Consider the following 24,842-nt stretch of genomic DNA (forward strand, 5'->3'; position numbering starts at 1 on the left):
TTTATACTGTTTTTATCAAGTACATCATCGGTGCATGCCTGATGAATATTGTATGGATTCATGGGATGAATCAGCAGCACAAGACTGCGCGTACCCTGCTTCAACATTGGCTTGTGATCTTACAACAGGTACTGAGTAAACTTGGCCGTGCAGATGACCTTCCTTATCTTCAGCGGCACAGTCGGCTGGCCTTTTACGGAGATCTCCTAACACGTCAGCATTTAGAAAACACCCTCAACGCCAGCACCCTCATGCCACAACATTGGTCTCCTTTTTCCTTTTTGCATCCTATTCACCTGACGCACACCGCTGCACCCAATATCGAACATCAAGCTGAAATTTCTAAAAACCCTCAGCTCACAATTTCAGATGAACTCTCATTCAATAATAAAATTAAATACATCAGCCTCCTCGGCAAAGATCTGGCTTTACGTGATTTAGCCAGTTTAATCAATCACTTTCCGGAGTTACATAGCAGCTTTATTCATCGTTTTTTGATGGAAGCGTATCTATATTTATCCAATCCACACTTCATCCACACCGTGCATACGCGTCTGCATGAGCACTTACACGGTACGAAACCCAAAATTGTGATTGCCCACTCTCTAGGCAGCGTGATTGCCTATAATTATTTAATTCAACACCCTGAACTTAAGATTCAAACACTGATTACCCTCGGTTCACCACTTGCCTTTCGTGTTATTCAGTGCCATTTACAGCAACCTATTCAACGGCCTGCAGCTTTATGTGGCGATTGGATCAATTTTTATTCAGATGCCGATTTTCTGAGTGCTTTTCCACTGAACCAAAAACCGTTTGCTTTTACTCCCGCCATTATCAACAAGCAAATCACCACTGATCTTGCTCATCCTCATCTGATCGAAGGCTATTTACGCCATCCCGAGTTCATCAACAACTTGCTTAAGTTGCTTAAAAAATCGGCTTAAATCATATGATTTTTAATCATTTTATCTAGATTGTTTTAAATTTATGCACTCAACACTTAAAACTAGAATTATTTAGAGAAAAGCGTTTGACACCCCTCTATTTTCGCCCTAATATACGCCCACCTCTGAAACGTCCCTATCGTCTAGAGGCCTAGGACATCGCCCTTTCACGGCGGTAACCGGGGTTCGAATCCCCGTAGGGACGCCAATTTCAGAAGTAAAGTTTTATTAAGTCCCTATCGTCTAGAGGCCTAGGACATCGCCCTTTCACGGCGGTAACCGGGGTTCGAATCCCCGTAGGGACGCCAATTTCAGAAGTAAAGTTTTATTAAGTCCCTATCGTCTAGAGGCCTAGGACATCGCCCTTTCACGGCGGTAACCGGGGTTCGAATCCCCGTAGGGACGCCATTACTTAAGATCAAAAGTAATCGGTTTTAAAACATCACTTCTGTACTGTCCCTATCGTCTAGAGGCCTAGGACATCGCCCTTTCACGGCGGTAACCGGGGTTCGAATCCCCGTAGGGACGCCATATTTGAGATTGATTTTTCTAAAGTTATCTCATAAAAAAGCCCAAGCATTATGACTTGGGTTTTTTTATTGCCTGCCTATTTACGATCAACTTCAATTAAAGCGGTCGAGGCAAAAATAGCCTGTGGTGCAATCACAGTTTCATTCAAGGGAATGTTCTGCCCATATCGCTGTTGCATGAGTTGCTTGACTTCAGACGACCTTAAATCAAATTGCTCCAGTTTGGATAACGGAGTCAACTCAATACCCAAAGCATCATGATAGGCCTTCCAGACTATTTCTGAGCAATATAAAGCACGATTGTCCCACTCAAAATAAAGATCATAAGGCTGGCCTAAGTATTGTTCTGCGTTCTTGATCAGTTGCTGCTTTTGCTGAACAGTCAAATTCGTTTTAAAGCGCTTCACCACATAATGCCGCTCAACCCCGCGATCAATCCACTGCTGAAGTGCCGTATATTTCACAGGCTGAACTGCCTCTAAAACCCATGCTTTTCCATCTTTATTAACAATTAAACCCATATGGCTATAACGAGACTTGGTCGCTTTTTGTATCCCTAAACTTTGTTGCGACTTCGAGACGTGAAAAATAATATCGCCCGTTTGATAGGACATATTCGCCCATAGCAGCTGAGGACTTACCAACAGTAAAACAGCACTTAAAATCACAACATTTCTACTTTTCATCCTAGATTTCCTTTATTCTTCTTTTTATAGATACGACCTATCATTTTTAAAACTATAAAATATTTATGATCTTACATCATCTTCAAAACTCACGTTCACAGCGTATTCTTTGGTTACTTGAGGAACTTGAGCTGTCTTATGAGCTCAAGCTGTATGATGCAACACAAGCTAGACAAACGAATCTGAAATTTCCAACGCTCGACATTCCACATGATACTCAGACGATACGACTTACGGAAAGCAGCGCAATCGTAGAATACCTATGCCAACTGTGCCAGAAGTTGATTATTCCTCATAAGCATACACAGTATTGGAACTTCTGTTTTTATAGCCATTATAGCGATGCCAGTCTCATGCCTAACTTGGCATTGAAACAAGTTTTCCAACACATTAAACAACAAACAACTTTGCTTGTACGTTTTGTGAGTTTGGCCTTTCAAAGCGCGTTCAATCGTGCTTATTTAAACCCTGAGCTACATCGGCAACTTAAAGAAATTAATACCCACTTAAGCACGCATTCATACTTTGCAGGCGATGTGTTTAGTTATGCGGATATCTTGATGTGGTTTCCACTCTATGCAGCCAGTTATGCCACTCCGCAGTTTGCTCAGTATCAGTCTATTCAACACTATTTCACTCAAATACAAAGCAGACCTGCCTTTAATGCTGCTATGACATGCGGGCAATGGTCTGCTTCTTATTTTGAACACTATTGGTCTATCACACAGTAGGTTCTACTTAGGCAGACTTTCTAGAGTTGACTTGCCCTTTAATCACCGCCTTCACATTCCCTTTTAAATAATTAAAAAATACTTTGAGCGGGGATAGTTTCGGATTTGGTTGTTTACCTTCTGCGATATCCTTAAATTGCGCGGCATACCAGATCACTTCCATAATCGCCATTTTATCGATCATTGAAATGCCTGTTTTGATCTTATCGACTGCATAACGTACATCTTGCCCTGCAATTAAACGATTGGTCACGTCGGGTTCTACCGCAAATGGACGCGCCATCCCAATAAAGTCACACGCGCCACTTTCTAAGGCTGCGTTCATACCCGCAGCAGTACGAAAACCGCCAGTCACCATCAACTTACACTGGACTTGTTCACGAATTTTTTCAGCAAACTCTAAGAAGTAAGCCTCACGTGCAATAGTCGATGCCTTACGTTTTTCTTGCTTCACCCCTGCCATCGCAGGTGCTTCATAGCTGCCCCCTGAAATCTCAATCAAATCAATCCCGGCCGCATCAATAGCTTTAAATGTCGCAATGACATCTTCTTCCGAGATTCCACCACGCTGAAAATCTGCTGAATTAAGTTTGACCGAAATAATAAACTGCTCTGACGTTGCCGCACGTACCGCTTTATAAATTTCCAATAAAAAACGCATACGGTTTTCAGCAGAGCCACCCCATTGATCTTGGCGTTTATTGGTCAACGGCGATAAAAACTGACTGATAAGATAACCATGCGCACCATGTAATTGCACGCCTTCAAAGCCTGCTTTCTCACAAATGGCAGCTGAAGTTGCAAAGCGCTGGATAATATCAAGGATTTCATCTTCACGAAGCGCTCGCGGCGTTCCAAAACTCATTGATAAAGCGGGACTAAACGGTACTGCTGAAGGTGCAACCGTTTCCTTATTTAAACCCTTAGGACATTGACGGCCTGGATGTGACAACTGTACCAATTGCACCATGCCATGTTTTTTACCAATCGTAGCCCATTGTTTTAGTGGTTCTAAGTCACGCTCGGTTTCAATCACCACCACGCCTGGCTCATTTTTAGCTCGGAAGTCCACCATCACATTGCCTGTAATGGCGCAGCCTAGGCCTCCTTTTGCCCAAGCCTCATACAAGCCTAAGTGCAAATGATTCGGCTGGCCGGCATGATTGGCGAGTGCTTCACTCATCGCCCCTTTAATCATCTTATTTTTAAAATGGACCTGCCCAATGTCGATTGCGCTTGCAAGCTGGCTCATGAAAATTCATCCTTTAATATTTTTTAGTGTTTTTACTCTATGTATTTTTTGGCTACAGTCAAGAGAATTTGACAATTCATTTTGTCAAATTCTCTAAATTTTTATTTAGCAAAATAAATTTTACTGATACTGACTGGCTTGAATCAATTGACGCGTATAGTCAGACTGCGGTTGCTCAAAAAGTTGTTCAGTGGCTTGCAATTCCACCACTTTGGCATGACGCAAGACCAAAACCTGTTGGCAGAGTGCTCGTACCACTTGTAAGTCATGACTAATAAACAAATAGCTCATACCCTGCTCGTGTTGTAGCCGGCGTAATAACGCCACAATCGAACGCTGCGTACTTCGGTCTAAGGCCGAAGTTGGTTCATCTAAAATCAATAGCTTAGGTTGAAGTACCAAGGTTCGTGCCAAAGCCACACGCTGCCTTTGCCCACCAGATAGCTCATGTGGATAATAGTTTTTAAATGTGACAGGTAACTCCACCTGAGTTAAGACATTCTCAACACGCTGTGTCCTCTCAAGCAAAGACAAAGGCTTTAAAGTCAAACCTTCTGCAATAATTTGCTCAACACTCATGCGTGGGTTCAAACTTGCGAACGGGTCTTGAAAGACAATTTGAAAATCACCGCGAAGCGGACGTAATGCCTTTTGCGAGAGTTGGTTTAAATCATGTTCTCCAAACTGGATCTGTCCTCGACTTTCAATCAACCTTGCTACAGCCAGTGCCAAAGAACTTTTGCCTGCACCACTTTCTCCCACCACTCCCAAAGAATACCCTTGAGCCAAGCTCAACTCCAAAGCTTCAACCGCAGCAAGATACTGTGTCGTGCGATTAAACCAGCCTTTTTTAATCGGAAATTTAACCTCAAGTTGTTTTAAGCGGAGCAAAGGTGCTGCATCTTGTACATTAATGGCTTGACCAAAAGAATGATTGAGTAAGTTTTGAGTATAAGTAGACTGCGACTGCTCAAAAATCTGCGCAACCGCCCCTTGCTCTACGACCTTACCTTGATGGATGACCACGGCATCATCAGCATAGTGTTTCACCAAGTTGAGGTCATGGCTAATCAAAATCATGGCCATGTTATGGCGCTGTTGTAAAGACTTCAGCAAGTCTAAAATTTGAACTTGCAGCATGACATCTAGTGCCGTGGTGGGCTCATCAGCAATCAAAATATCAGGCTCTTGCACCAGTGCCATGGCAATCATGACCCGCTGGCGTTGGCCGCCAGACAGCTCATAAGGAAAACGCTGCAACACACTTTCAGGATTTGGAATACCCACATCTTCTAACAAGGCAATTACTCGTTGCCGCGCTTGTGTTTTAGACCAACCCTGTAACCATAAAGTCTCGGCAATGATCTTTTCCACCCGATGCAAAGAATTTAAAGCGGTCATTGGCTCTTGAAAAACCATCGCGATTTTTTGCCCACGAATCGACCTAAGTTGCGCATCGCTCAACTTTAAGAGATTTTTTCCGTCTAACAGTACGGAGCCTTGCACTTGTAAAACTTTCGGCAACAAACCCATCAAGGATAAAGCACTGACCGATTTTCCTGAACCGCTCTCTCCAACCAGCGCCAAAGTCTGCCCAGCACGCAGTTCAAAACTGAGCTGATCGACTAATACCCGTTCTGAGCTGTGAATGCTCAGGGCATTCACTTCAAGTATCGGAGCTGTTCTATTGGCGTCTAGGGTCAAATGCATCGCGCAAAGCCTCCCCGATATACATCAGCAACGCAAGCACAATAGCCAAGCTAAAAAAGCCAGACAGAGCTAACCATGGTGCATTTAAATTATTCTTGCCTTGTAACAAAAGCTCACCCAATGATGCCGCATCAGGCGGTAGGCCATAACCCAAGAAATCCAGTGCTGTTAGCGCTGTAATATTGGCTGTTAAGATAAAAGGCAGTTGTGACAAGCTAGAGCTGATCGCATTGGGTAAAATATGCCGAAAAATAATAGCTCGGTTAGTGACACCTAAACTTCGCGCGGCACGGACATAGTCCAACTGGCGGGCCCTTAAAAACTCAGCACGTACCAGTGGAACTAAAATTGTCCAACTGAATAACAGCATGATTAAAAACAACCAGTAAATATTTGGGCTGAACATGCTGACTAAAATCATCACCATGAACAGCATGGGTAACCCGCCCCACACTTCTAAAATGCGCTGCCCGATTAAATCGATCCAACCACCGTAATAACCTTGTATTGCTCCAATCACTATGCCCAGTACAGCTGAACTGAAAGTCAAAACAAAACCGAACAGCAATGAGACACGTAAACCATACAACACGCGTGCCAAGACATCACGACCTTGGTCATCTGTCCCGAGCCAATTTTGCATTGTGGGTGGTGACGGTACAGGGACTGTCAAATCAACATTGGGGGTTTGATATGAATATCGAATCAACGGCCAAACAACCCAACCTTTTGCTTGAATCAGCTGCTGTACCACTGGATCTTTATATTCAGTTTCAGTTTCGAAAACACCGCCAAAAGTCGTTTCAGGATAGTGTTTCAATACAGGGAAATATAAGGTCTGATCATACTTAACCAATAGTGGTTTATCATTCGCGATTAGCTCTGAGGCTAAAGACAGTACAAAAACACAGATAAATAAAATACTACAACTAAGACCGAGCTTATTTTGCTTAAATCGTTTGAAACCTGCCTGTAAAATGGGTGACATCAGCCTCTCCCTTGCGAATCAAAATGTATTCGCGGATCAATCAGCTGATACAACACATCGCCAATCAGACGCAGCAGCAAGCCCAACAAAGTAAAAATGAACAATGTGCCAAAAATCACAGGATAGTCTCGTTGCACAATCGCCTCAAAGCCCAATAGGCCTAAACCATCCAGATTAAATATGATCTCAATAAATAAATTGCCCACAAAGAAGTAAGCGATTAAAACTTCTGGTAAACCTGCCACCACAATCAGTATCGCATTGCGAAACACATGACCATACAACACTTGAGACTCGGTCAGGCCTTTGGAACGTGCCGTCAGCACATAAGGCTTGCTGAGTTCTTCCATAAACGAATACTTGGTGAGATAAGTCACTGTGGCAAAGCCACCAATCACCATCGCCAAAAGCGGTAAAGCCATGTGCCAAAAATAATCTTTAATTTTGCCCCATAGCGACAAGTCCGCAAAATTTTCCGAGACCAAACCTTGTAAAGGGAACCATTGGAAATAAGAACCGCCTGCAAAAAAGACAATCAGGAGAATTGCAAAAATAAATGCAGGAACCGCGTAAGCCACTGCCAACAGTAGCGATGTAGACTGATCAAACACCGTGCCGTGCAATCGGGCTTTTTTAATGCCCAAAGGAATGGAAATTAGATAAATTAGCAAAGCACTCCACAGCCCAAAGGACACGGATACAGGTAATTTATCCTTAATCAGTGCTGTAACGGGCTGGTCTTTAAAAAAGCTCGTGCCGAAGTCCAGTTGCGCGTAATTTTTCACCATTTCAAAAAAGCGTATATGCATGGGCTGATCAAAACCATAATGTGCTTTGATCTTTGCGAGCATTTCATCACTGAGTCCTTGCGCGCCTTGATAGACATTTGAGCCTCCACCTGCACCGCCCAAATTACCCAAAGTTTGCATAGCTTCCGCTTGTTGAATGGCTTGCTCAACAGGCCCACCGGGTGCAATTTGAATCACAGCAAAATTGATCAGCAAAATCAGAAATAAGGTCGGAACGATCAGCAACAGCCTTTTGAATATATACATACGCATCTCACCCCCTATGCCAGCTTATGGCTTGGCTGCCTGACCTAAGTACTGACTCACCTTTTTCGCCTGTTTGGCATCACTCCACCAATAATCCAAACCGACATGCAACTGTGGACTCCGTGCCGGTTTTTGATACATGTTCCAATAGGCATACCATTGATCCGCTTTACCATAGGTCGGTATTTGATAATAACCTGCACGCAACAAGCGATCTAAAATACGCGTTTGCACCACCACTTGCTTACGATCAGGCGCTTGAATCAACTGTTGGATCATCTGATCGATCACCGGATTTTGAATACCCGAATAATTATAATTTCCCACCTGATGGGCTGAAGCACTGCCCCACAGTTGCACCTGTTCTTTGCCCGGTGTCAAAGACTGTGGCATCGTTTGTAGGGTCATATCAAAATCTTGAGTCCGCATACGCTCATAGTACTGCGGTGTATCAACCTGTCGAATGTTCAGCTGTATTCCTAGGCGCTTTAGATGGCGAACAAAAGGCGTAATTTCACGTACAGCATCACTCGGCTGAATCAGAAATTCAAACTGAATCGGCTTATTTTTCCGATCCAACAATTGCCCTTTGGCATTATATGTATAGCCATTTTTTAATAAAATCTGTCGTGCAATGAGTAAATTATTTCGATTATAGCCCGATCCATCTGAAGCTGAATAACGCCAGTTCTTTAAAACGCCATCTCGCTGTACGGGATGCAATTTCGCCAAATAAGGCTTTAAGATTTTGATTTCAGCAGCCGAAGGCGCACCCTTCGCCTCTAGTTCGCTATTAGAAAAATAACTTTGCAAGCGTTGATATTGCCCATAGAACATCGCTTTGTTTTGCCACTCGAAGTCGTAGGCATAAGTCAAAGCTTGGCGAAAATAAATATCTTGAAAAGGCTGACGACGGGTATTAAATACAAAACTTTGCGTTGGAATCGGATTGAAATGCTTAAAGCTATATTTTTTGACGAGACCTTGTTTCGCTGCGGGAAAGTTATAGGCTGTCACCCATTGTCGTGCAGACTCTTCCTCATGCAAGGTATATAAACCGGCCTTAAACGCAGTAAAAGCAATATCTTTGCTGCGATAGTACACATAATCCACGCGGTTAAAATTATAACGCCCTTGGTTGACCTTTAAATCTCTGGCCCAATACTTTGGATTACGCTTATAAATAACCCGCTGCCCTGCATTGATTTTCTCTAAGAGGTAAGGGCCTGAACCTAAAATCGGTTTGACCGAAGTTTGACTAAAGTCTTTGCCTTGCCAGTCTTTTTTGGAATAAATTGGCATTCTGGCCACAATCAAAGGCATTTCCACATTATTTCGGGTTTTAAAATGCATTTTGACGCTGTATTTGGACAACACTTCTGTCTTGGCTAAATCTGACAAATACATCTGTAAGCCAAAATTGGACTTGCTTTGAAAGATATCAAAACTGAACTTTACATCGGCTGCGGTAACAGAACTGCCATCACTGAAGCGTGCTTTTGGGTTTAAATGAAAAATGATCGCGTTAAAGTTTTTCGGGTCATAGCTGACCTTTTCTGCCAGCAATGGATACATCACCGCGGGCTCATCCAAAGAACTACTCATAAGTGAGTCAAATAAATAGTTGGTTCCCTCAACCGCAGTACCGCGACCATTCATGCTGTTTAAGTTATCAAAACTCCCAATGACTGCACGTGTTAATTCACCACCCTTTGGCGCCTGCACATTGGCATAAGGCAGATGATCCGACTGGCTGTATTTCGGCGTACCATAAGGTGCAATAAAAGGCATGGTCTGTAGTGCAGACCATGCCTTTAAAGGAATCACGACAAGGCTGAACAGCAAGAGTGTTGTTCTAACCGTCATCGGAGCTTTCTCTGAAATTGCATTTCAACTCAATATTAGTTCGGCACCTTAATTACATCACCAATGCGCAACTGCGTATTCGGTTTAATGTCATTGAGCTCAGCCAATTGCGAAGTATCCATACCATAACGGCTTGCCAGTCCAATTAAGGTATCACCACGTTTCACTGTGTACTGTGAAATCAGTTTTGGAATTTGAATGGTCTGCCCAACTTGTAAGCCCGCACGCGGACTCAGATTATTTAAACTAGCAAGCTCTGACACAGACATCCCAGCACGGTTTGCAATTGAGTTTAACGACTCACCTGACTTCACTTTATAAGCTTCAGTTGCACGGCTAGAAGTTGCTTGTGGCTTTGCTGCCACTGTTTCTGTTTTGATTGGAGCTGAATCAACATCACCTTCAATTTTTAAACGCTGACCAACACGAACATTCGCCGTACGGCTTAGGTTGTTTAATTCAGCCAAATAGTTCAGTTGCAAGTGATATTTACGCGCAATGCTATTTAGGGTTTCACCCGATTTCACCACATGGATATCGGTTGAGTTATTACTTGCAGTAGTTTGTTTTTCGACTATTTTCGGCGTTTCAACAGTAGGCACTTCACCCGTTAATTTGAGTTTTTGACCTGCACGTAAGCCCGCTGTACGACTCATGTTGTTGAGGTCAGCAATATAATCCATACCCAAATTATATTTCGAAGCAATTGCAGTTAATGAGTCCCCCGACTGAACGGTATAAGTCTCTGGCACGGTTGAACCCGCAGGGATCTTAATACTTTGACCCACTTGCAAGCCGCTATTGCTTGAAAGATTGTTGAGATCAGCCAGCTCCGACAGGCTCATCTTCGACTGTGATGCAATGCTATACAATGTATCACCACGTTGTACTTTATAGCTTTCAACTTTGAACTGTGGCTCAGCTTTAACTGAAGGCGTTTTAGCACTACTTGTCGCTAAGCTTTTAACATCATTAAGTGGCACATTAATTTTTTGTCCAACTAACAGGTTGCTGCCCGCATTTAAACCCGGTGTTAAATCTGCCAATTCTTGATTTGACAGCGCATAGCGGTCTGCAATCAATTTCAGATATTCACCACGTTTCACCGTATAAGACTGAGTTGCAACTTTAGTTTGGCTAGTAGCTTTCTCATCGTTGACTTTAGCACGGGATTGAGCCGTTTCTTTTAAAGAAAGCTTTTGCCCCACACGTACGCCACTCGTTACGCTTAAACCGTTATAGTCAGCCAACTGTTTTAAGCTTAAACCAAACTCATCCGCGATACCGGTTAAAGTATCATTGGCACGAACGGTATAACTCTCGGGTTTAGTCTCAGCTTTCACGGTAGAACGCACTTCAACTTTTTCAGCTTGTGGTTTTGCATCATATAAATAAATCGATGTACCGACATAAAGTGTGGCATTGGCATCCATTTGGTTCCACTTCGCCACATCACGCCAGTTCACCCCATTTTTGGCAGCAATCAGCGCTAAAGTATCACCCGGTTGTACGGTATAAGTTGAACGTTTACCTTTTGGCGGCACAATCACAATTTCAGAGTCAGTCTTAACAAAGTTTTTGCCTTGATTACGTTTCACTTCATCTGAATCTAAACGGGTATTGTCAGCCACAGATTTTGGATAAGCAAAACCTTTGGTTAACTCTTTGCCTTGCAGCTCTGCCACAGACTGACTGGTTTGAATTGCGGTGAGCTTAATTTTACCATCCAAAGGATCTACAATTTCTGTCCCTTGAGGGGCCAAAGCTTGAATTTCAGCTACCACTTCAGCTTGCTCTGCTTTCGTCGCAACGGGTTTCAGAACTTCATCGACAGTTTTGCTTTGACCTTCGGCTTGAATTGCTGCGGTTAACTGTTCACGCTCTGCCGCTGAAATTGGTGGTTCAACGGAAACTGGTTTCACTGGGGTCGCTGGCGTAACCGCAACTGGAATACGCGGCGCACTTGGAATATCGCTATTAGCAGCAAAAGCAGCCAGTGCATTAGACCCTTTAGGCGTTGAACCACGGGTAGGCGTCGCAATAGCCGTACTGCTCGACGACGTCACTGTAGACGAAGTGGCAGGCTTTCCTGTTGTGGTTTTTGTTGTTGTCGTCGCTAAAACAGGTGGTGTAGTTTTCGACGGTGTGATCGCTTTGGTGTTTAAGGTCGGCGGTTCAATTTTGCTTGGTTGAATCGTTTGGTTATTTTCAGGCAGTTTGGTATTTGCAGATGCCCACAAGCCGCCTGAACCACCCTGTAATTTTTTCAAACGTACATCCACTGAAGGACTCAAATCCGCAGGAATTAAAATCCGCATTGGACTCGTGCCGTCAATTGACTCGCCTCTGTGCCCGGGGTTTAACTGGTATAACTCGGCACGGCTTAAACCTGTAATCGATGCCACCTCATTTAAACTCACTGCACCCACAGTCACTTCTCTAAAGTGCGGACGGTTCGCAATCGGCGGTAAATTGATGTTATAGGCATTTGGATTTTTAATGATCTGTGCAACCGCCAAGAAACGTGGCACATAATTCATGGTTTCTTCAGGCAGTTTTAATGACCAATAATCTGTCGGCAAACCTGCGGCTTTATTACGGTTAATCGCTTGTTGAATACGGCCCGGACCTGCGTTATAAGCCGCTAGTGCAAGTTCCCACGAACCAAACTGGTTATATAAACTGCCCAAGAACTCATATGCAGCACGCGTTGACTCGACCACATCACGGCGACCGTCGTATTGGCTACTTTGTTTTAAGCCATAAATGCGGCCCGTACTTGGAATAAACTGCCATAAGCCCGCAGCCGCAGCACTACTGGTTGCAGCAGGGTCATACGAACTTTCAATCACAGGCAGAAGAGCCAGCTCTGTTGGTAATCCGCGACGCTCGGCTTCTTTAACAGTGTGATACAAATAACGTGAAGCACGTGCACTTAAACGATCCAAATACGGTTGGCGTGAAATGAACCACCCACGCTGAGCATCAATACGCGGATTCCAATGATCGGTGTTCATTTTAAAGCCAACGGTCATACGCTTCCAAACGTCACCGTGCTTTAACACCAACAGTCGGTCTCCTTCCACCGCACGCATGTCGGTTGCAGAAAGTAAATCTTCTAAAGAATCTAGGCTGTTTGCATCTAGGTAGTTCGATCCGACTTGTTTGGATTTAGATGTTTGCGTTGCACTTTGCGTCGAGGAACAACCAGCCAGTCCAAGTGTCGCAAGTGCTGAACCGAGTACTGTAATTTTAAATAATGTCGGTAACATCGGTTGGCCAAAAATGGCAGCTGACTTATACATAAGAAAATCCAAACAACTCGTATAAAATTTATTTTTTAGATCTGCCATTGTAGTAAAGCACGCCGCAGACACAAGGCGTTAATTTAACTTGAAATCAGTATAAATGTTACAAGAAATTAAAAAAGCTGCATCTTATACACTTCTCTAGTGCATTTGCGTTATACAATGGTGCCCGCTTAGTTTTAATTTTCAGTTTACGGAAGTTGTGTATGTCACAAACAATTACCCTGTATGTCGATGGTGCTTGTCGTGGAAACCCTGGTCTTGGGGGATGGGGCGCGTACATTATTACAGAAACTGAAGAACATAAACTGTGTGGCGGTGAAGACAACACCACCAATAACCGTATGGAACTCACCGCGGCCATTGAAGGCATTCTTTTTTGCCCAACCGATGCGAAGTTGGTAGTCTGGACAGATTCAACCTATGTCAAACGTGGCATTACCGAGTGGATTACGGGTTGGAAAAAGAAAAACTGGAAAGACGTTAAAAACCCAGATTTATGGAAAAAACTCGATGCAGCCTGCCAAGGCCGTGATATCGACTGGCACTGGGTCAAAGGCCATGCAGGTCACGAAGGTAATGAAATGGCAGATCAATTGGCAAACCTCGGTGCCGATCAAACACAGGCTCAACTTCGTCAGTCTAAAACAACGACAACAGAACCATCCATAGATAAAAAAAAAGTTGAACCAGACTGGTTGTTAAACGACCCTTTTGGTTTGGGTTTCGATGACGAAGAAGTTGATAACAGCGAAGATTTAGCCGAAAGTGAAATACACGTTGCAGAACAAGAGCCAAGTTTAATGGCTGAACCAGAACTTGGCACAACGGTTGCTTCTACTGAACAAACGCCTGAAGTTGCGGCAAGTGTCGATTTAACACAACTCAAACAACATCCACAAATTGTGATTACTCCACGTAAGGTTGAGGTCTTTGGACCTCGACAGCTCATCCTCGATACAGAGACCACGGGTTTTTATTATCAAGATGGTGATCGCATTATTGAAGTTGGCGCGATTGAAATGGTCAATCGAAAGCTCACAGGCAGCTCGATTCATATCTACATCAACCCAAAAAAACCTGTGGGCGATTCTGAAAATGTCCACGGGATCTCTGATGACTTTTTAAAAGATAAGCCGCTGTATCAAGAGATTGCAGACACTTTATTTGCCTATCTCAAAGGTGCGGAAATCATTGCGCATAATGCAAGCTTCGATATGAACTTCTTAGACATGGAGTTCAAGCGTGCAGGATTTGTTGCGCTTTCTGAAGTTTGTGCAGTGACAGATACCCTCGCGATGGCAAAATCTAAGCATCCGGGGCAAAAAAACTCACTCGATGCCTTAGTTCGCCGTTACGAAATTCCACAGCGTGACCGTACCTTCCACGGGGCCTTACTGGATGCTGAAATTCTAGCCGACGTTTACTTGGCTATGACAGGTGGTCAGGTTTCCTTTGATATGGATGCCCTGTCACATAGTGAACAACAAAATGGGCAAAGTCAGCGTCAAACACTAGATATTGAACTGGCGGTAATTCACCCTTCAGCCGAAGAACTTGAAGCACATGAGACTTGGGTCAAACAATACCAAGAAAAACATGGCACACCCTGCCTTTTTGCCAAATAAATTCTAAAGTTTTTGTTAACTTTTGTATTACAAGATTTTTCAGTTAGGCTATAGTGATGAACAAGTTGCTATGCCTTCTTTGGGCCGCATATAAACACGATAAAACACTAGGATAGGTGCAGATCAATGTCTTACCAAACCTCTATTCATTTTGATCCAACGGCGCTGCTGATAATAAAAAATGAAGTGGATAACTCCATTAAGCTGGTTGAATCAGCTGTGAGCACCTTAGCAGAAGATCAGACTTTACCTTTTGGGATTGACGATGCATTAAACCAATTTGAGCAATGTGCTCAAGTGCTTGCATTGATTGATATGTCGAGCTTGGCCAAAATTGCTGAATATTCCGCAGAGCTTATGCGCAAGATCATGGGGAATCCTGCACAGATTAATACGCAAGATGTGATTGCTCTCAGCGAAGGCACGACCATGCTGAAGCGCTATATTGAATTCATTTGTTTAAGAGAAGTGAAAATTCCACAGTTTTTACTCGATACCTTAAACCGTCTTGAAATTGCATTAGCAAAGCCTTTAACGCAAGAAGGTCAGCACATCGAGTCATTACTAGACTGTATCACCCCAGATTTCAGCCTCCCTCAAGCACCAAGTCTTGAAAAATCTCAATATGTTCATCGCCTGTACAAGCTGTCTTTAAGTCAAATGCTGAAACAAGAAGAAAGCGAACTTGATTTACAAGCAATGAAATTGGTGGGCACTTATTTAGCAGGTCTAGCAGAACAAACACCGAGTAAACAGTATTGGAACTTGGTCTATGTTGCACTCAATCAAATTGAACAATTGCTCATTAATGAACCACGTTTACGCACTCTGATTAGCATCGAACGTAACATTGCACAGTTCTTTACTGCACCTGAACGTTTCAAAGCCAGCCTCACCGATCTTGCCAACATTCTCAGCCTATGTATCAGCCAAGAAGACGAAGTTTCTCAACACATCCGTGGCAAACTCAATATTGGCGATGACTTACTCACAGATACGCAGCTGCAAGTTTTCAGTCGTCATCTGTATGGCCCAGATTTCGACACGATGCATACCATTAGTGATTTGGTAACCACCGAAATGTCGCAAATCCGCAATGACATTGAGTACAACTACCAAAACATGACCCCTGAAAAGACCCAAGAGCTCCAAGCAAAACTGGTCGATTTGGCGAACATTTTCAAAGTATTGAACTTAAATGAAGCGCATAATGACTTAAACCGTCAAGCAGCATCACTTAGTCAACCAGATATGCTGAAAGATGAAGGTTTTGCGCAGCAGTTGATGAACGTGATCTTGTCGGCAATGAACTCGATTGGCGTGTTAGAACGTCACCATACTTCAAGCCGCCTACAGCTGCGTGTCAACAACATGAATATTTCACTAGACCGTTTAGATGAAGCCCATGCTGCTTTATTGACTGAGGCTAAAACGTCTATTGACTTAAGTAGTCAAGCTTTGGCGCAATATCAGGAAGAGCAAGATTTAGCTACACTTGAGAACACCCCTGCACAACTACGTGAAGTTGCTGGCGCAATGCTGTTCTTAGGCGCTGAAAATGGTCAAACTGCTCTGAATCTTTCAGCAGATTTTGTGCAACAACAAATCACGGCTGAAACTGCGCTCACTGCTGCTCAGGTGAATCATGTGCTTGACGCTCTTGCAAGTGCAGATATGCTGATTGATAACTTAAAAAACAAACAGCCTGTATTACATAGTATGTTTGATGTAGCATTGGACAGTAGCCAAAAACTAAAGACTGTTGCCTAATGTCAGAACTTTCACTTGCTTATATTTTCCACCAACAACAATTGTTGGTGGACCATAACTTTCAATTGCCTCGTGTAGAAAAGCTAGCAAGTGATTTAAGTTTTCACTCGGGTGATCAAGTGATTGCCCGAGACCTGCTAGACAATGAGCCGATTCCTGAAGGCTTAGAACTCATCCCAATTCGCCAGTTGCTTCCACTCTGGAGCACCAAACAATTTGAACAGGCCAGCCGAGCTATTCAACTGCTAGAATGGCGTCGTAATCATAAATTTTGTAGTCATTGCGGCCATGCCACAGAAGCACATGCCAGCGAATATGCCATGATCTGTCCTGCCTGCGGTTATCATCAGTATCCACGAGTACAACCCTGTGTCATCACCGTCATTACACGAGGTGAAGATGAAATTCTGTTGGCAAAAAATGCACGTAATACCCGTAGCAATATGTATGGTTTGATTGCAGGCTTTGTTGAAGTCGGTGAAACTTTAGAAGAAGCGGTACGCCGCGAAACCTTGGAAGAAGTCGGCATTCAAGTCAAAAATGTTCAATACTTGGCGAGTCAGCCTTGGCCTTTTCCAAGTAACTTAATGATTGCATTTAAAGCAGAATACGCATCGGGTGAGCTTTGCTTACAAGAAGACGAAATCAGCGATGCTCAATTCTTTAAGTTTGATCAATTGCCAGAAATTCCGTTCAAAGGCAGCATTGCACATGCCATGATCATGCATGCGACAGAAGGCACAACAGTCGCAGATGATACACGTGAGTGGCTCTAAGCTCACTCACCATCTCTACAACAAATACACGTTAAATGCCAATTAGTGCTTAAGCGCATCCTCAAGCGCCTGCATAATTTTTTGCTTGGTCGTGAAGTAACGACTAAACAAACTCGATACTGAACCAATCATTGAAATATGACCGATACGCGGCACTGTCCAAAGTTGACTGTAGTTGCCTTTCTCTTTCAGCCTACGATCCAAATCAACAGCATTGCTTAACCCAACAACATCATCATTCTCTGCAACCAACAAATAATGTTTAACCGTATTTGACTCGACGAAATAATACGGCATCACTTCCTGATAGGGTCTGTTCTGATCAAAAGCATCTGCACAAATTGGATCGCCTTTATAGTCGAAATGATAAGGCCCTGCCAAACCAATAATGGCGCTAATTTGACTACGGCATTGTATTTCATACGGTTTCGGATGATAGAGCGCAGACATCACATTAAACGCGCCCGCAGAATGCCCCATCAACACCACTTTTTCAGTCGAAATTTGATATTTAAGCTGATGCACATTGAGATAATTTAAAGCCAAGCTGAGATCATCAATAGAGGCAGGAAAAATATGCTCAGGCGCCAAGTGATAGTTAATCACCGCCACATCAAAGCCTTCTTTGGCAAAGGCTTCTCCAATAAAACGATAATCTTTTTTATCGCCATGCATCCATGCACCGCCATGTACAAATACAATCAGAGGACGGTGTTCACGCGGTGTTTGTGTACGAAACAAATCTAAACGATGTCGCGCACGTAACCCATAGGCTACATTTTCTTGGACTGAATAACCCTTACGCGGTGTTAAACGGTTTAAGGCATAACTACCGACATCATAAATACGAAAGTCACGATAGAGTAATCTTGCATACTCTACCGAACGATTCAGTCTTTGAACAAAAGGATGAAGCTTATTGAACATTATTTGGCTCAACTTGGTCTGGGTCTATCGCAACAGGCGTTTGCTCTGTCGGTGTTGAATTGATCATTGGTGACGCAAATGCACTGGTCGTTTGCGACTGTTGATCTATATTATCCACCAGTGTGATAATTTTAGTCACATTCCCCACTTGCTGTAACACTTGGTTTAAATCGGTAATTTCAGCACCATTTAAACGTCCCATCACATATAACACGCCATCTTCGGTGTGAATACGCACTTTCGCATCTGAAACAACAGCAGCTTTCATGATCAAGCCACGTGTATTTGCCGTAACTGAGGTGTCTTGCATGATGGTGCTATAACTAATTTGATTTCCAACTGTAATGTAGTTATGCACGGTTTTGACATCCGACATCGCACGTACATTGTCTTCAGCTAACTGACGTAAGTGTTGATCAGGTACTTGTCCTGTTAATAAGACATTCCCATGAAAACTTTCGATATTGACACGTGACTGTTTAAAACGACTGTCCAATTTATATAAGTTAATTTTTGCAGTACGCTCAATTGAAGAGTCAATAAAGACCTGCCCTAATGAACGTGCACCGCTTTCTGTTCCTACAGCGGCTGTTCCTGTCCCACCCGAAATGAAACTTGCACATCCAGATAAACTTGCGACGCATAATACGGTCATTGCAATACGATTGAACACTCAGCAAGACTCCTCAACTTTTCAAACTATTTTAATTCAGCATTTCAGCTTTGATTTTGTTCAAAGATTAATAAAGTCTTGATCAAAAGTAAAAGCATTTTCTATCCATTGCTGATCATAAGTGAATTTTGAAAAATCTTGCTGTATGGTTTTTGCAATTTCTTTAAAAAAATCAAAACAAATCACATCAAAGCGGCAATAATATTGCTGGAAATGTGGATGATCTTGTAAAAATAACATGGCCGTTTTTGCTATTTTGCGTTGTTTTGAATAGGAAATTGTTTCAATAGCCTGCGCAAAACGCGTTTTTGAGCGTGCTTTGACCTCAACAAAAACCAATTCCTGCCCTTTTTGTACAATCAGATCAATTTCGCCAAAGCGCGAGTGATAATTGGACCGTACATGAACATACCCCTGTTCTTCTAGCACACTCAAAGCTTGTTGCTCTGCCCATTGTCCCAGCTTCATCTCTTTATCTTCCCCCACTTCTTTTTATTTTTTAATCAGTGCATTTTGAAAAGCTCAATTTCGATCAAAAATCTCACGTCTTGATGTTTAAAACCACTGCTGTGAATCTCTCAAGCCAACCATTTCATTTCATTCCGTGTTTTAAAGCTTTCTTGGCGTTTAGATTTCAATCGAATGTCTTCCCGACTCCTGCAAATGCATCGCCGACAACATTCTAGCTCACGCCACGACGGACAATTCAGGTAGAATGCTTATCGCGGTATCGGTTGAATGTACCAAAGCACACGACTCACCCCCCATCCTTTTATTATTTTGCAGCGCGGAGAAAACCCATGAGTGCCCAGTTATTTGTAGTCGCAACCCCTATTGGGCACTTAGATGACATGACTTACCGCGCAATTGATGTACTAAAATCAGTCAAAATCATTGCTGCTGAGGATACACGAACTTCAGCACAATTACTGAAACACTTTAATATTCAAACTCCACTTACTGCATGCCATGATCATAATGAAAGCAACAAAATTGACATCCTTATTCAGCGTTTGTTGAAAGGTGAAGATATGGCGCTTATCAGTGATGCAGGAACGCCTCTTATCAGTGATCCAGGTTTTAAATTGGTTCGTGCAGCACAAGAGCATAATATCCGCGTAATCCCTGTTCCTGGCGCTTGTGCTGCCATTGCCGCTTTAAGCTCAGTGGGCTTACCAAGTGATCGTTTCAGCTTTGAAGGTTTTTTGTCTTCTAAACAAACCCAACGACTGGCAAGTCTGGAAAAACTTAAAGACGAAACGCAAACCCTAATTTTTTATGAAGCACCACATCGTATTGTAGATAGTGTCAGTGACATGGCCAAAGTCTTTGGTGCTGACCGCCCTGTCGGTTTTGCCCGTGAAATTACCAAAACCTTTGAAACCATCAAGAAGATGACTTTAGGTGAGTTGGTTGAATTTATTGCAAACGATCATCATCAACAAAAAGGTGAAATTGTGCTGGTTGTCGGTGGTGCGACCACTGAAAAAGATATCGCGCAAGAAAAACTCGACCAGCTTTTAACACGTCTCTTACAAGATTTGTCAGTGAAAGCTGCATCACAGTTAGCGGCTGATTTGACCGGCATTAAAAAGAAAATTGCTTACCAACGTGCTTTAGAATTAACACAAGATCAGGCTGAATAGGCTTCGATAGCTTAGAATAAAAGTATTGTTTTTATTGTGAATAAAAAAAATAAAGAGCAACAGACGTAAGTGCTTTGGTCTTTCTCTGCTGCTCTCCATGTTAAGCGGTTCCATGCGAACCGCTTAACTCAAATTATGTAGTTATATCATTTAAAATTTATAAGCATGTGTATGGGTTGACTGATCGCCAGTTACAATCTCTATCGAATTAGCTTACTTCTTGGTAAATACGACCGCCGGGTAGTTGGCAAAAGTATTGTTTCAAGGCATCCAGACAACGATGGATCTTCATCGGCTGTTGTTCATGCTTTGAAATGATGGCATATAGCGTAAAGTTAGGGAGCTTCCACTCTGGAAGAACTTCCACTAAAGAACCGTTAACCAATTCTTTTTGCACATCCAAATATAAAATACGTGCAACTCCATGCCCATGTTGGCATAAAGTCTTTGTTACTAAAATATTATTACTGGCTACTCTTGATTTCATCTCAAGTTTAACTGCATCACCTGTCACCACATTTTTAAAATCAAAATCATGATTGTTCTTCATAATCGTGATCGGAATAAGATCATGATTTTTCAAATCTTCAGGTCGTGAAATTGGTGCAGACTGATTCAAATAGCTCGGTGAAGCAACCAAAATCTGTTCCACGCGCGCCAATGGCACGACATGTACGCTTTGATCGTCAACCGTTGGACTCATTCTTAACGCAATATCAATTCGCCCATTCATCAAATCCACATAATGATTATCTGCTTCAATATGAATAGATAATCCGCGATGTGCAGACATCCAATGCGACAAAGCAGGAATCACATGATTGGCACCTAACTCTGGCGTAGTGGCTATTCGCAGCTCACCCACGAGATCATCGCGCAATTCATTGATACGTATTTTGCCACGTTCAGCAGCGGCGAGCATTTCTTGACAGCTGTGGAAAAAAGCCTGGCCTGCTTCAGTTAAATTCAACTTTCTTGTCGAGCGATGTAAAAGAACAACTTCCATCTCTTGCTCTAAAGAACGAATTTGCTGACTCACAGCACTTGTAGTGATGCCTAACTCACGCGCGGCACCACTAAATGAACTCTTTTCGACAACACAAGCAAAAACACCCATTGCCCGTAGTTGATCTAACATAAAATTCTCTCTGGATTCATGAGAAGTTTTCATCTATTTGATAAAAACAACTCATTGTATTATACGGTGAATTTTTTGCGTTGCATCCAGATTTTTTAATTTAATGGTAAAACTATAGTCGGATTGATTGGCTTGCCATCTAAGCGTACTTGGAACTCTAACATGGTGCGTGTTGCACCTGTGGAGCCCATTTCTGCAATTTTCTGCCCTGCCGTCACATTTTGACCGCTCTTCACATTCATTGCACTGTTGTGTGCATATGCTGTGATATAACCATCAATATGTTTAATCAAAATTAAGTTTCCATATTCTTTCAATCCGTCTGCTGCATACACCACTTGGCCATCTGCTGCTGCATAAATTGGATCACCTTGGTTACCAGCATAGCGAATACCTTTCACATTATTTGCTAAATTATAACCTTGCAAAACAGCGCCATTACTTGGTTTTACCCAGCGTAAAGTTGAACTTTTCGAGCTCGCAACAGGTGCGGTCGGTACTTTAGCAGGAGTTGTTGTGGTTGTGGTGGTCGTATTTTGACTCGGGAGACCAACATTTTGACGTTGAATTGGAGCAGTTTGTGTAATAGGTTGCGTCGTAGTTGTACGTGGGCTACCCGAGCCTTTTAAACGTAATGACTGCCCCACATAAATACGATACGGCGCAGCAATATCATTCATGTCTGCAACAGAGGTGTAACTCAGCCCATAACGAGTTGCAATACCGCTCAGCGTGTCGCCTGAACGAACTGTATAATAGTCTGGTGCTTTCGCAAAACGTGTTGCATTGTTAACCTGTGGTTTAGAAGCACAACCACTCAAAATAACAGTTGAAACTACAGCAGTAGATAACACGACTTTTTTCAGTAGTGCTGTAGGAATTGCAATAAAACGAATTTGAGACAACACAGACATTTATCTTACTCTCTAAAAATACAAAAAATAATCAGTTTAATTTGCGCTAAGATTAGCAAAAAAGTATGTGAAAATAGTATCTCTGCGCGTATTTTCACAAAGTTATAACAAACAGCTGAATACATTCCTTGTATTGCTCAACTGTAGTGACTTTTAAGAACTTATTTGCCCTTGTAATGCATGCAAAACTTCATAGTTGGTTGCATCCATCTGAATAGGCGTAATACTGACAAAACCATTTGCCACAGCGAAAAAGTCTGACTCCACCTCATCATAGCCTCTTTTCGGTTCCGCCACAGCTTCACCTGCAAGCCCAATCCAGTACACTTGACGACCACGTGGGTCAACATGACTGGTAATCGGCTTAGACTGACGACGACGTCCTTGATAGGTAATTTTAGCGCCTTGTAACTCAGCTACATCAGGAATATTAATATTTAAAATATGGCGTGGTGGCAGTGCTGGCAAACCTTGTTTCACAAAGTCATGCACCCACTGTGCAGCATGATGATAATCTTCTGGGCGATTGTACGAACGCACTTCAGGGCCCGCAAGTGATACCGCAATGGCTGGCTGTTTCATTAGACGCCCTTCAAAGGCTGCTCCCACAGTACCTGAGTAGAGTACATCATCACCCAAGTTTGCCCCGCTATTAATGCCACTAACAACCAGATCAAACTCAAAGTCAAATAAGCCATTCATGGACAAATAGACACAGTCCGCGGGTGTACCATTGACTGCCCACATGTCGGGTGCAATTTCGATTGGGCGTAAGGGGCGATCTAAAGTCAAAGCACTGGAAAAACCACTGCGTTCACTTTCAGGTGCTACAATCACCACGCGACCTAATGGACGTAAAGCATGTGCGAGCGCTTGAATACCTGGTGCAAAAACACCATCGTCATTGGCTATTAAAATATTCACTATAATCTACTTAAATCTACATTAGTCTAAAAAATCCTTTACACCCCTTTATTTATCTATTTCTTTAATCTATTTTAGTCTGTATTGGTTCGCACTAATCTGTCAAAAAAACGGGTACTGTGGCGGGTAACTTATTTAATTGAACGGGTAACTTGATGCTCTCAGATACCAAGATAAAATCTTTAAAGCCTAAAGAAAAAATGTACAGAGTGCTTGATGCAGAAAGGTTATACATTGAAGTAAGACCCTCTGGCAAGAAGATATGGCGCTTTAAATACACTCTGAATGGCAAAGAGGGAACCGTAAGTTTTGGTGAATACCCTATCGTTTCACTTGCTGAAGCGCGTAAAAAGAAAGACGAATCTAAGGCGCTATTAAAGGATGATATTAACCCTGTAGACGATAAGAAGAAAAAGAAGATTGAGGCTGTGACCGCCACGACCAATACTTTTAAGGCTGTAGCTGAAGAATACGCTTTGGAACAGATGAAATATAAAAGTGAGGACTACATAGAACAGTTCAAGCGATCAATGCGAAAGGATATTTATAAAGTTATTGGCCATAAGCCTGTAAAAGATGTCAATTCCTCCGACGTGCTCACTATTATGAAAGACACTATGGTTAGGGTGAAGAAGCTTAGTCACTACGGCACAGGTGAAGCAGCAGCCAATCAGAACCGCAGATTTGTCAGTCTAGTAATGAAATATGCCATTGTTACCCTCAGAGCAGATAACGACCCCACATACGCTGTTAGGAGCGCCATAGAAGCGCCTGAAATTGAACATGCACGACCATTAGAGAAAGATGAGCGCATCAAGCTAAGAACGCGCCTAGAGTTGTACGGTGGCACAACAACGGTCAGAAATGCCTGCCTAGCTATGATGTATTCTATGTTGCGTGCATCTGAAATTAGACGCATGCAATGGTCCTTTGTGGATTTTAATGAAAAAGTGATTGAGTTTCCCAAGGCATCGAGACGACGCAAACAGGAGCGCAGCAACAAAAAGAATCATATTCATTTAGTTCCGATGTCGGATCAGCTGTGTGCCTTACTTAAAGAGCAGTATGAAATTTCTCAAAATGAGACTTACGTTTTTTCAGCGCCATTTAAAAATGATGAGATGTTGGCGAGAACAACACTAAATAGAGCATTGTTTTTTATTGGGTTGCCGGAAGTCACTACACATGATTTTAGAGCGACCGCTTCCACTTTGTTAAATGAGAAAGGTTATAATCCCGATTGGATCAATAAGCAGTTAGCGCATGTTGAAGAAAATAAAACAAGGGCGACATACAATCATGCAAAATGGTTGGATGATCGTAGGCAAATGCTCCAAGACTGGGCTGATATTGTGGATGGGTGGAAAGAATAA

Annotated in this window: 20 protein-coding genes and 4 tRNA genes; 11 read left to right on the plus strand and 13 right to left on the minus strand. The window is 42.7% G+C overall.

Annotation, left to right across the window (positions count from 1 at the left end; all coding sequences use genetic code 11):
* Positions 1-41: 41 nt before the first annotated feature.
* The 5 genes from F986_RS08450 to F986_RS08470 all read left to right on the plus strand — a co-directional run bounded on the left by F986_RS08450 (position 42) and on the right by F986_RS08470 (position 1,478).
* Positions 42-947, plus strand: a complete 906-nt coding sequence (locus tag F986_RS08450) for an alpha/beta fold hydrolase domain-containing protein (protein WP_026056442.1) — start codon at positions 42-44, stop codon at positions 945-947.
* Positions 948-1,079: 132 nt separating this feature from the next.
* Positions 1,080-1,155: transfer RNA gene (locus F986_RS08455), tRNA-Glu, on the plus strand.
* 24 nt (positions 1,156-1,179) lie between these two features.
* Positions 1,180-1,255 (plus strand) — tRNA-Glu (locus F986_RS08460).
* 24 nt (positions 1,256-1,279) lie between these two features.
* Positions 1,280-1,355, plus strand: a tRNA-Glu gene (locus F986_RS08465).
* Positions 1,356-1,402: 47 nt separating this feature from the next.
* Positions 1,403-1,478, plus strand: a tRNA-Glu gene (locus F986_RS08470).
* A gap of 76 nt (positions 1,479-1,554) precedes the next feature.
* On the opposite strand, the gene F986_RS08475 is transcribed toward F986_RS08470, so the two are convergent.
* On the minus strand, positions 1,555-2,163 hold the full coding sequence (locus F986_RS08475) for a YiiX family permuted papain-like enzyme (protein WP_004694031.1): 609 nt from the start codon (positions 2,161-2,163) through the stop codon (positions 1,555-1,557).
* Between the two features lie 65 nt (positions 2,164-2,228).
* On the opposite strand from F986_RS08475, the gene F986_RS08480 reads away from it, so the two are divergent.
* Positions 2,229-2,894 (plus strand): glutathione binding-like protein, encoded by a 666-nt coding sequence (locus F986_RS08480; protein ID WP_004694032.1) that lies wholly within the window; start codon positions 2,229-2,231, stop codon positions 2,892-2,894.
* 7 nt (positions 2,895-2,901) lie between these two features.
* Here the strand turns inward: F986_RS08480 and F986_RS08485 are convergent, their stop codons facing one another.
* From F986_RS08485 to F986_RS08510, 6 genes are all read right to left on the minus strand, one after another.
* On the minus strand, positions 2,902-4,146 hold the full coding sequence (locus F986_RS08485; RefSeq protein WP_004694034.1) for an NADH:flavin oxidoreductase/NADH oxidase family protein: 1,245 nt from the start codon (positions 4,144-4,146) through the stop codon (positions 2,902-2,904).
* Positions 4,147-4,266: 120 nt separating this feature from the next.
* Complete coding sequence (locus tag F986_RS08490) at positions 4,267-5,856, minus strand: ABC transporter ATP-binding protein (protein WP_004694036.1); 1,590 nt, start codon at positions 5,854-5,856, stop codon at positions 4,267-4,269.
* Positions 5,831-6,844 carry an ABC transporter permease gene (locus F986_RS08495; RefSeq protein ID WP_004694038.1) on the minus strand — a complete coding sequence of 338 codons (1,014 nt, stop codon included), beginning with the start codon at positions 6,842-6,844 and terminating at the stop codon, positions 5,831-5,833. Before F986_RS08495 ends, F986_RS08490 begins: the two co-directional genes overlap by 26 nt.
* Complete coding sequence (yejB, locus tag F986_RS08500) at positions 6,844-7,905, minus strand: microcin C ABC transporter permease YejB (protein ID WP_004694039.1); 1,062 nt, start codon at positions 7,903-7,905, stop codon at positions 6,844-6,846. The genes F986_RS08495 and yejB overlap by 1 nt, the downstream gene beginning before the upstream one ends.
* A gap of 18 nt (positions 7,906-7,923) precedes the next feature.
* A complete protein-coding gene (locus F986_RS08505; protein ID WP_004694041.1) occupies positions 7,924-9,765 on the minus strand; it encodes an extracellular solute-binding protein in 1,842 nt (613 codons plus the stop codon).
* Positions 9,766-9,800: 35 nt separating this feature from the next.
* Positions 9,801-13,070 carry a LysM peptidoglycan-binding domain-containing protein gene (locus F986_RS08510; RefSeq protein WP_004694043.1) on the minus strand — a complete coding sequence of 1,090 codons (3,270 nt, stop codon included), beginning with the start codon at positions 13,068-13,070 and terminating at the stop codon, positions 9,801-9,803.
* Between the two features lie 209 nt (positions 13,071-13,279).
* Here F986_RS08510 and dnaQ point away from each other — a divergent pair, with 209 nt between their 5' ends.
* The 3 genes from dnaQ to nudC all read left to right on the plus strand — a co-directional run bounded on the left by dnaQ (position 13,280) and on the right by nudC (position 17,247).
* On the plus strand, positions 13,280-14,701 hold the full coding sequence (gene dnaQ, locus F986_RS08515; RefSeq protein WP_004694045.1) for a DNA polymerase III subunit epsilon: 1,422 nt from the start codon (positions 13,280-13,282) through the stop codon (positions 14,699-14,701).
* 126 nt (positions 14,702-14,827) lie between these two features.
* Entirely contained in the window at positions 14,828-16,471 is a 1,644-nt protein-coding gene (locus F986_RS08520) for a hypothetical protein (protein WP_004694047.1), read from the plus strand.
* Complete coding sequence (gene nudC, locus F986_RS08525; RefSeq protein WP_004694048.1) at positions 16,471-17,247, plus strand: NAD(+) diphosphatase; 777 nt, start codon at positions 16,471-16,473, stop codon at positions 17,245-17,247. Before F986_RS08520 ends, nudC begins: the two co-directional genes overlap by 1 nt.
* A 42-nt stretch (positions 17,248-17,289) precedes the next feature.
* Here nudC and F986_RS08530 read toward each other — a convergent pair whose 3' ends face one another.
* The 3 genes from F986_RS08530 to F986_RS08540 are packed head-to-tail and all read right to left on the minus strand — an operon-like array spanning position 17,290 to position 19,315.
* Entirely contained in the window at positions 17,290-18,174 is an 885-nt protein-coding gene (locus tag F986_RS08530; RefSeq protein WP_004694051.1) for an alpha/beta hydrolase, read from the minus strand.
* Positions 18,164-18,847 carry a BON domain-containing protein gene (locus tag F986_RS08535; protein WP_004694053.1) on the minus strand — a complete coding sequence of 228 codons (684 nt, stop codon included), beginning with the start codon at positions 18,845-18,847 and terminating at the stop codon, positions 18,164-18,166. The genes F986_RS08530 and F986_RS08535 overlap by 11 nt, the downstream gene beginning before the upstream one ends.
* 60 nt (positions 18,848-18,907) lie before the next feature.
* Positions 18,908-19,315, minus strand: a complete 408-nt coding sequence (locus F986_RS08540; protein ID WP_004694055.1) for a YraN family protein — start codon at positions 19,313-19,315, stop codon at positions 18,908-18,910.
* 332 nt (positions 19,316-19,647) lie between these two features.
* Here F986_RS08540 and rsmI point away from each other — a divergent pair, with 332 nt between their 5' ends.
* Positions 19,648-20,493 (plus strand): 16S rRNA (cytidine(1402)-2'-O)-methyltransferase, encoded by an 846-nt coding sequence (rsmI, locus tag F986_RS08545; RefSeq protein WP_004694056.1) that lies wholly within the window; start codon positions 19,648-19,650, stop codon positions 20,491-20,493.
* Between the two features lie 208 nt (positions 20,494-20,701).
* Here the strand turns inward: rsmI and F986_RS08550 are convergent, their stop codons facing one another.
* The 3 genes from F986_RS08550 to surE all read right to left on the minus strand — a co-directional run bounded on the left by F986_RS08550 (position 20,702) and on the right by surE (position 23,469).
* Positions 20,702-21,631 (minus strand): LysR family transcriptional regulator, encoded by a 930-nt coding sequence (locus F986_RS08550; RefSeq protein ID WP_004694059.1) that lies wholly within the window; start codon positions 21,629-21,631, stop codon positions 20,702-20,704.
* Between the two features lie 95 nt (positions 21,632-21,726).
* Positions 21,727-22,545, minus strand: a complete 819-nt coding sequence (locus F986_RS08555) for a peptidoglycan DD-metalloendopeptidase family protein (RefSeq protein WP_004694060.1) — start codon at positions 22,543-22,545, stop codon at positions 21,727-21,729.
* A gap of 153 nt (positions 22,546-22,698) precedes the next feature.
* Positions 22,699-23,469 (minus strand): 5'/3'-nucleotidase SurE, encoded by a 771-nt coding sequence (gene surE, locus F986_RS08560; protein WP_004694062.1) that lies wholly within the window; start codon positions 23,467-23,469, stop codon positions 22,699-22,701.
* A 155-nt stretch (positions 23,470-23,624) separates the two neighbouring features.
* Between surE and F986_RS08565 the strand changes: the two genes are divergently transcribed.
* Positions 23,625-24,842, plus strand: coding sequence for a tyrosine-type recombinase/integrase (locus F986_RS08565; protein ID WP_004694063.1), 1,218 nt, complete (start codon positions 23,625-23,627; stop codon positions 24,840-24,842).

The organism is Acinetobacter johnsonii CIP 64.6 (assembly GCF_000368045.1).
GTDB lineage: Bacteria > Pseudomonadota > Gammaproteobacteria > Pseudomonadales > Moraxellaceae > Acinetobacter > Acinetobacter johnsonii.

Bases quoted from the DNA above. Each gene is read 5' to 3' on its own strand.
- rsmI (WP_004694056.1), top strand. From the start codon at position 19,648: ATGAGTGCCCAGTTATTTGTAGTCGCAACCCCTATTGGGCACTTAGAT.
- F986_RS08565 (WP_004694063.1), top strand. From the start codon at position 23,625: ATGCTCTCAGATACCAAGATAAAATCTTTAAAGCCTAAAGAAAAAATG.
- F986_RS08530 (WP_004694051.1), bottom strand. From the start codon at position 18,174: ATGTTCAATAAGCTTCATCCTTTTGTTCAAAGACTGAATCGTTCGGTA.
- F986_RS08550 (WP_004694059.1), bottom strand. From the start codon at position 21,631: ATGTTAGATCAACTACGGGCAATGGGTGTTTTTGCTTGTGTTGTCGAA.
- F986_RS08555 (WP_004694060.1), bottom strand. From the start codon at position 22,545: ATGTCTGTGTTGTCTCAAATTCGTTTTATTGCAATTCCTACAGCACTA.
- F986_RS08490 (WP_004694036.1), bottom strand. From the start codon at position 5,856: ATGCATTTGACCCTAGACGCCAATAGAACAGCTCCGATACTTGAAGTG.
- F986_RS08450 (WP_026056442.1), top strand. From the start codon at position 42: ATGAATATTGTATGGATTCATGGGATGAATCAGCAGCACAAGACTGCG.
- F986_RS08540 (WP_004694055.1), bottom strand. From the start codon at position 19,315: ATGAAGCTGGGACAATGGGCAGAGCAACAAGCTTTGAGTGTGCTAGAA.
- nudC (WP_004694048.1), top strand. From the start codon at position 16,471: ATGTCAGAACTTTCACTTGCTTATATTTTCCACCAACAACAATTGTTG.
- F986_RS08520 (WP_004694047.1), top strand. From the start codon at position 14,828: ATGTCTTACCAAACCTCTATTCATTTTGATCCAACGGCGCTGCTGATA.
- dnaQ (WP_004694045.1), top strand. From the start codon at position 13,280: ATGTCACAAACAATTACCCTGTATGTCGATGGTGCTTGTCGTGGAAAC.
- F986_RS08495 (WP_004694038.1), bottom strand. From the start codon at position 6,844: ATGTCACCCATTTTACAGGCAGGTTTCAAACGATTTAAGCAAAATAAG.
- F986_RS08510 (WP_004694043.1), bottom strand. From the start codon at position 13,070: ATGTATAAGTCAGCTGCCATTTTTGGCCAACCGATGTTACCGACATTA.
- F986_RS08480 (WP_004694032.1), top strand. From the start codon at position 2,229: ATGATCTTACATCATCTTCAAAACTCACGTTCACAGCGTATTCTTTGG.
- yejB (WP_004694039.1), bottom strand. From the start codon at position 7,905: ATGCGTATGTATATATTCAAAAGGCTGTTGCTGATCGTTCCGACCTTA.
- F986_RS08485 (WP_004694034.1), bottom strand. From the start codon at position 4,146: ATGAGCCAGCTTGCAAGCGCAATCGACATTGGGCAGGTCCATTTTAAA.
- F986_RS08475 (WP_004694031.1), bottom strand. From the start codon at position 2,163: ATGAAAAGTAGAAATGTTGTGATTTTAAGTGCTGTTTTACTGTTGGTA.
- F986_RS08505 (WP_004694041.1), bottom strand. From the start codon at position 9,765: ATGACGGTTAGAACAACACTCTTGCTGTTCAGCCTTGTCGTGATTCCT.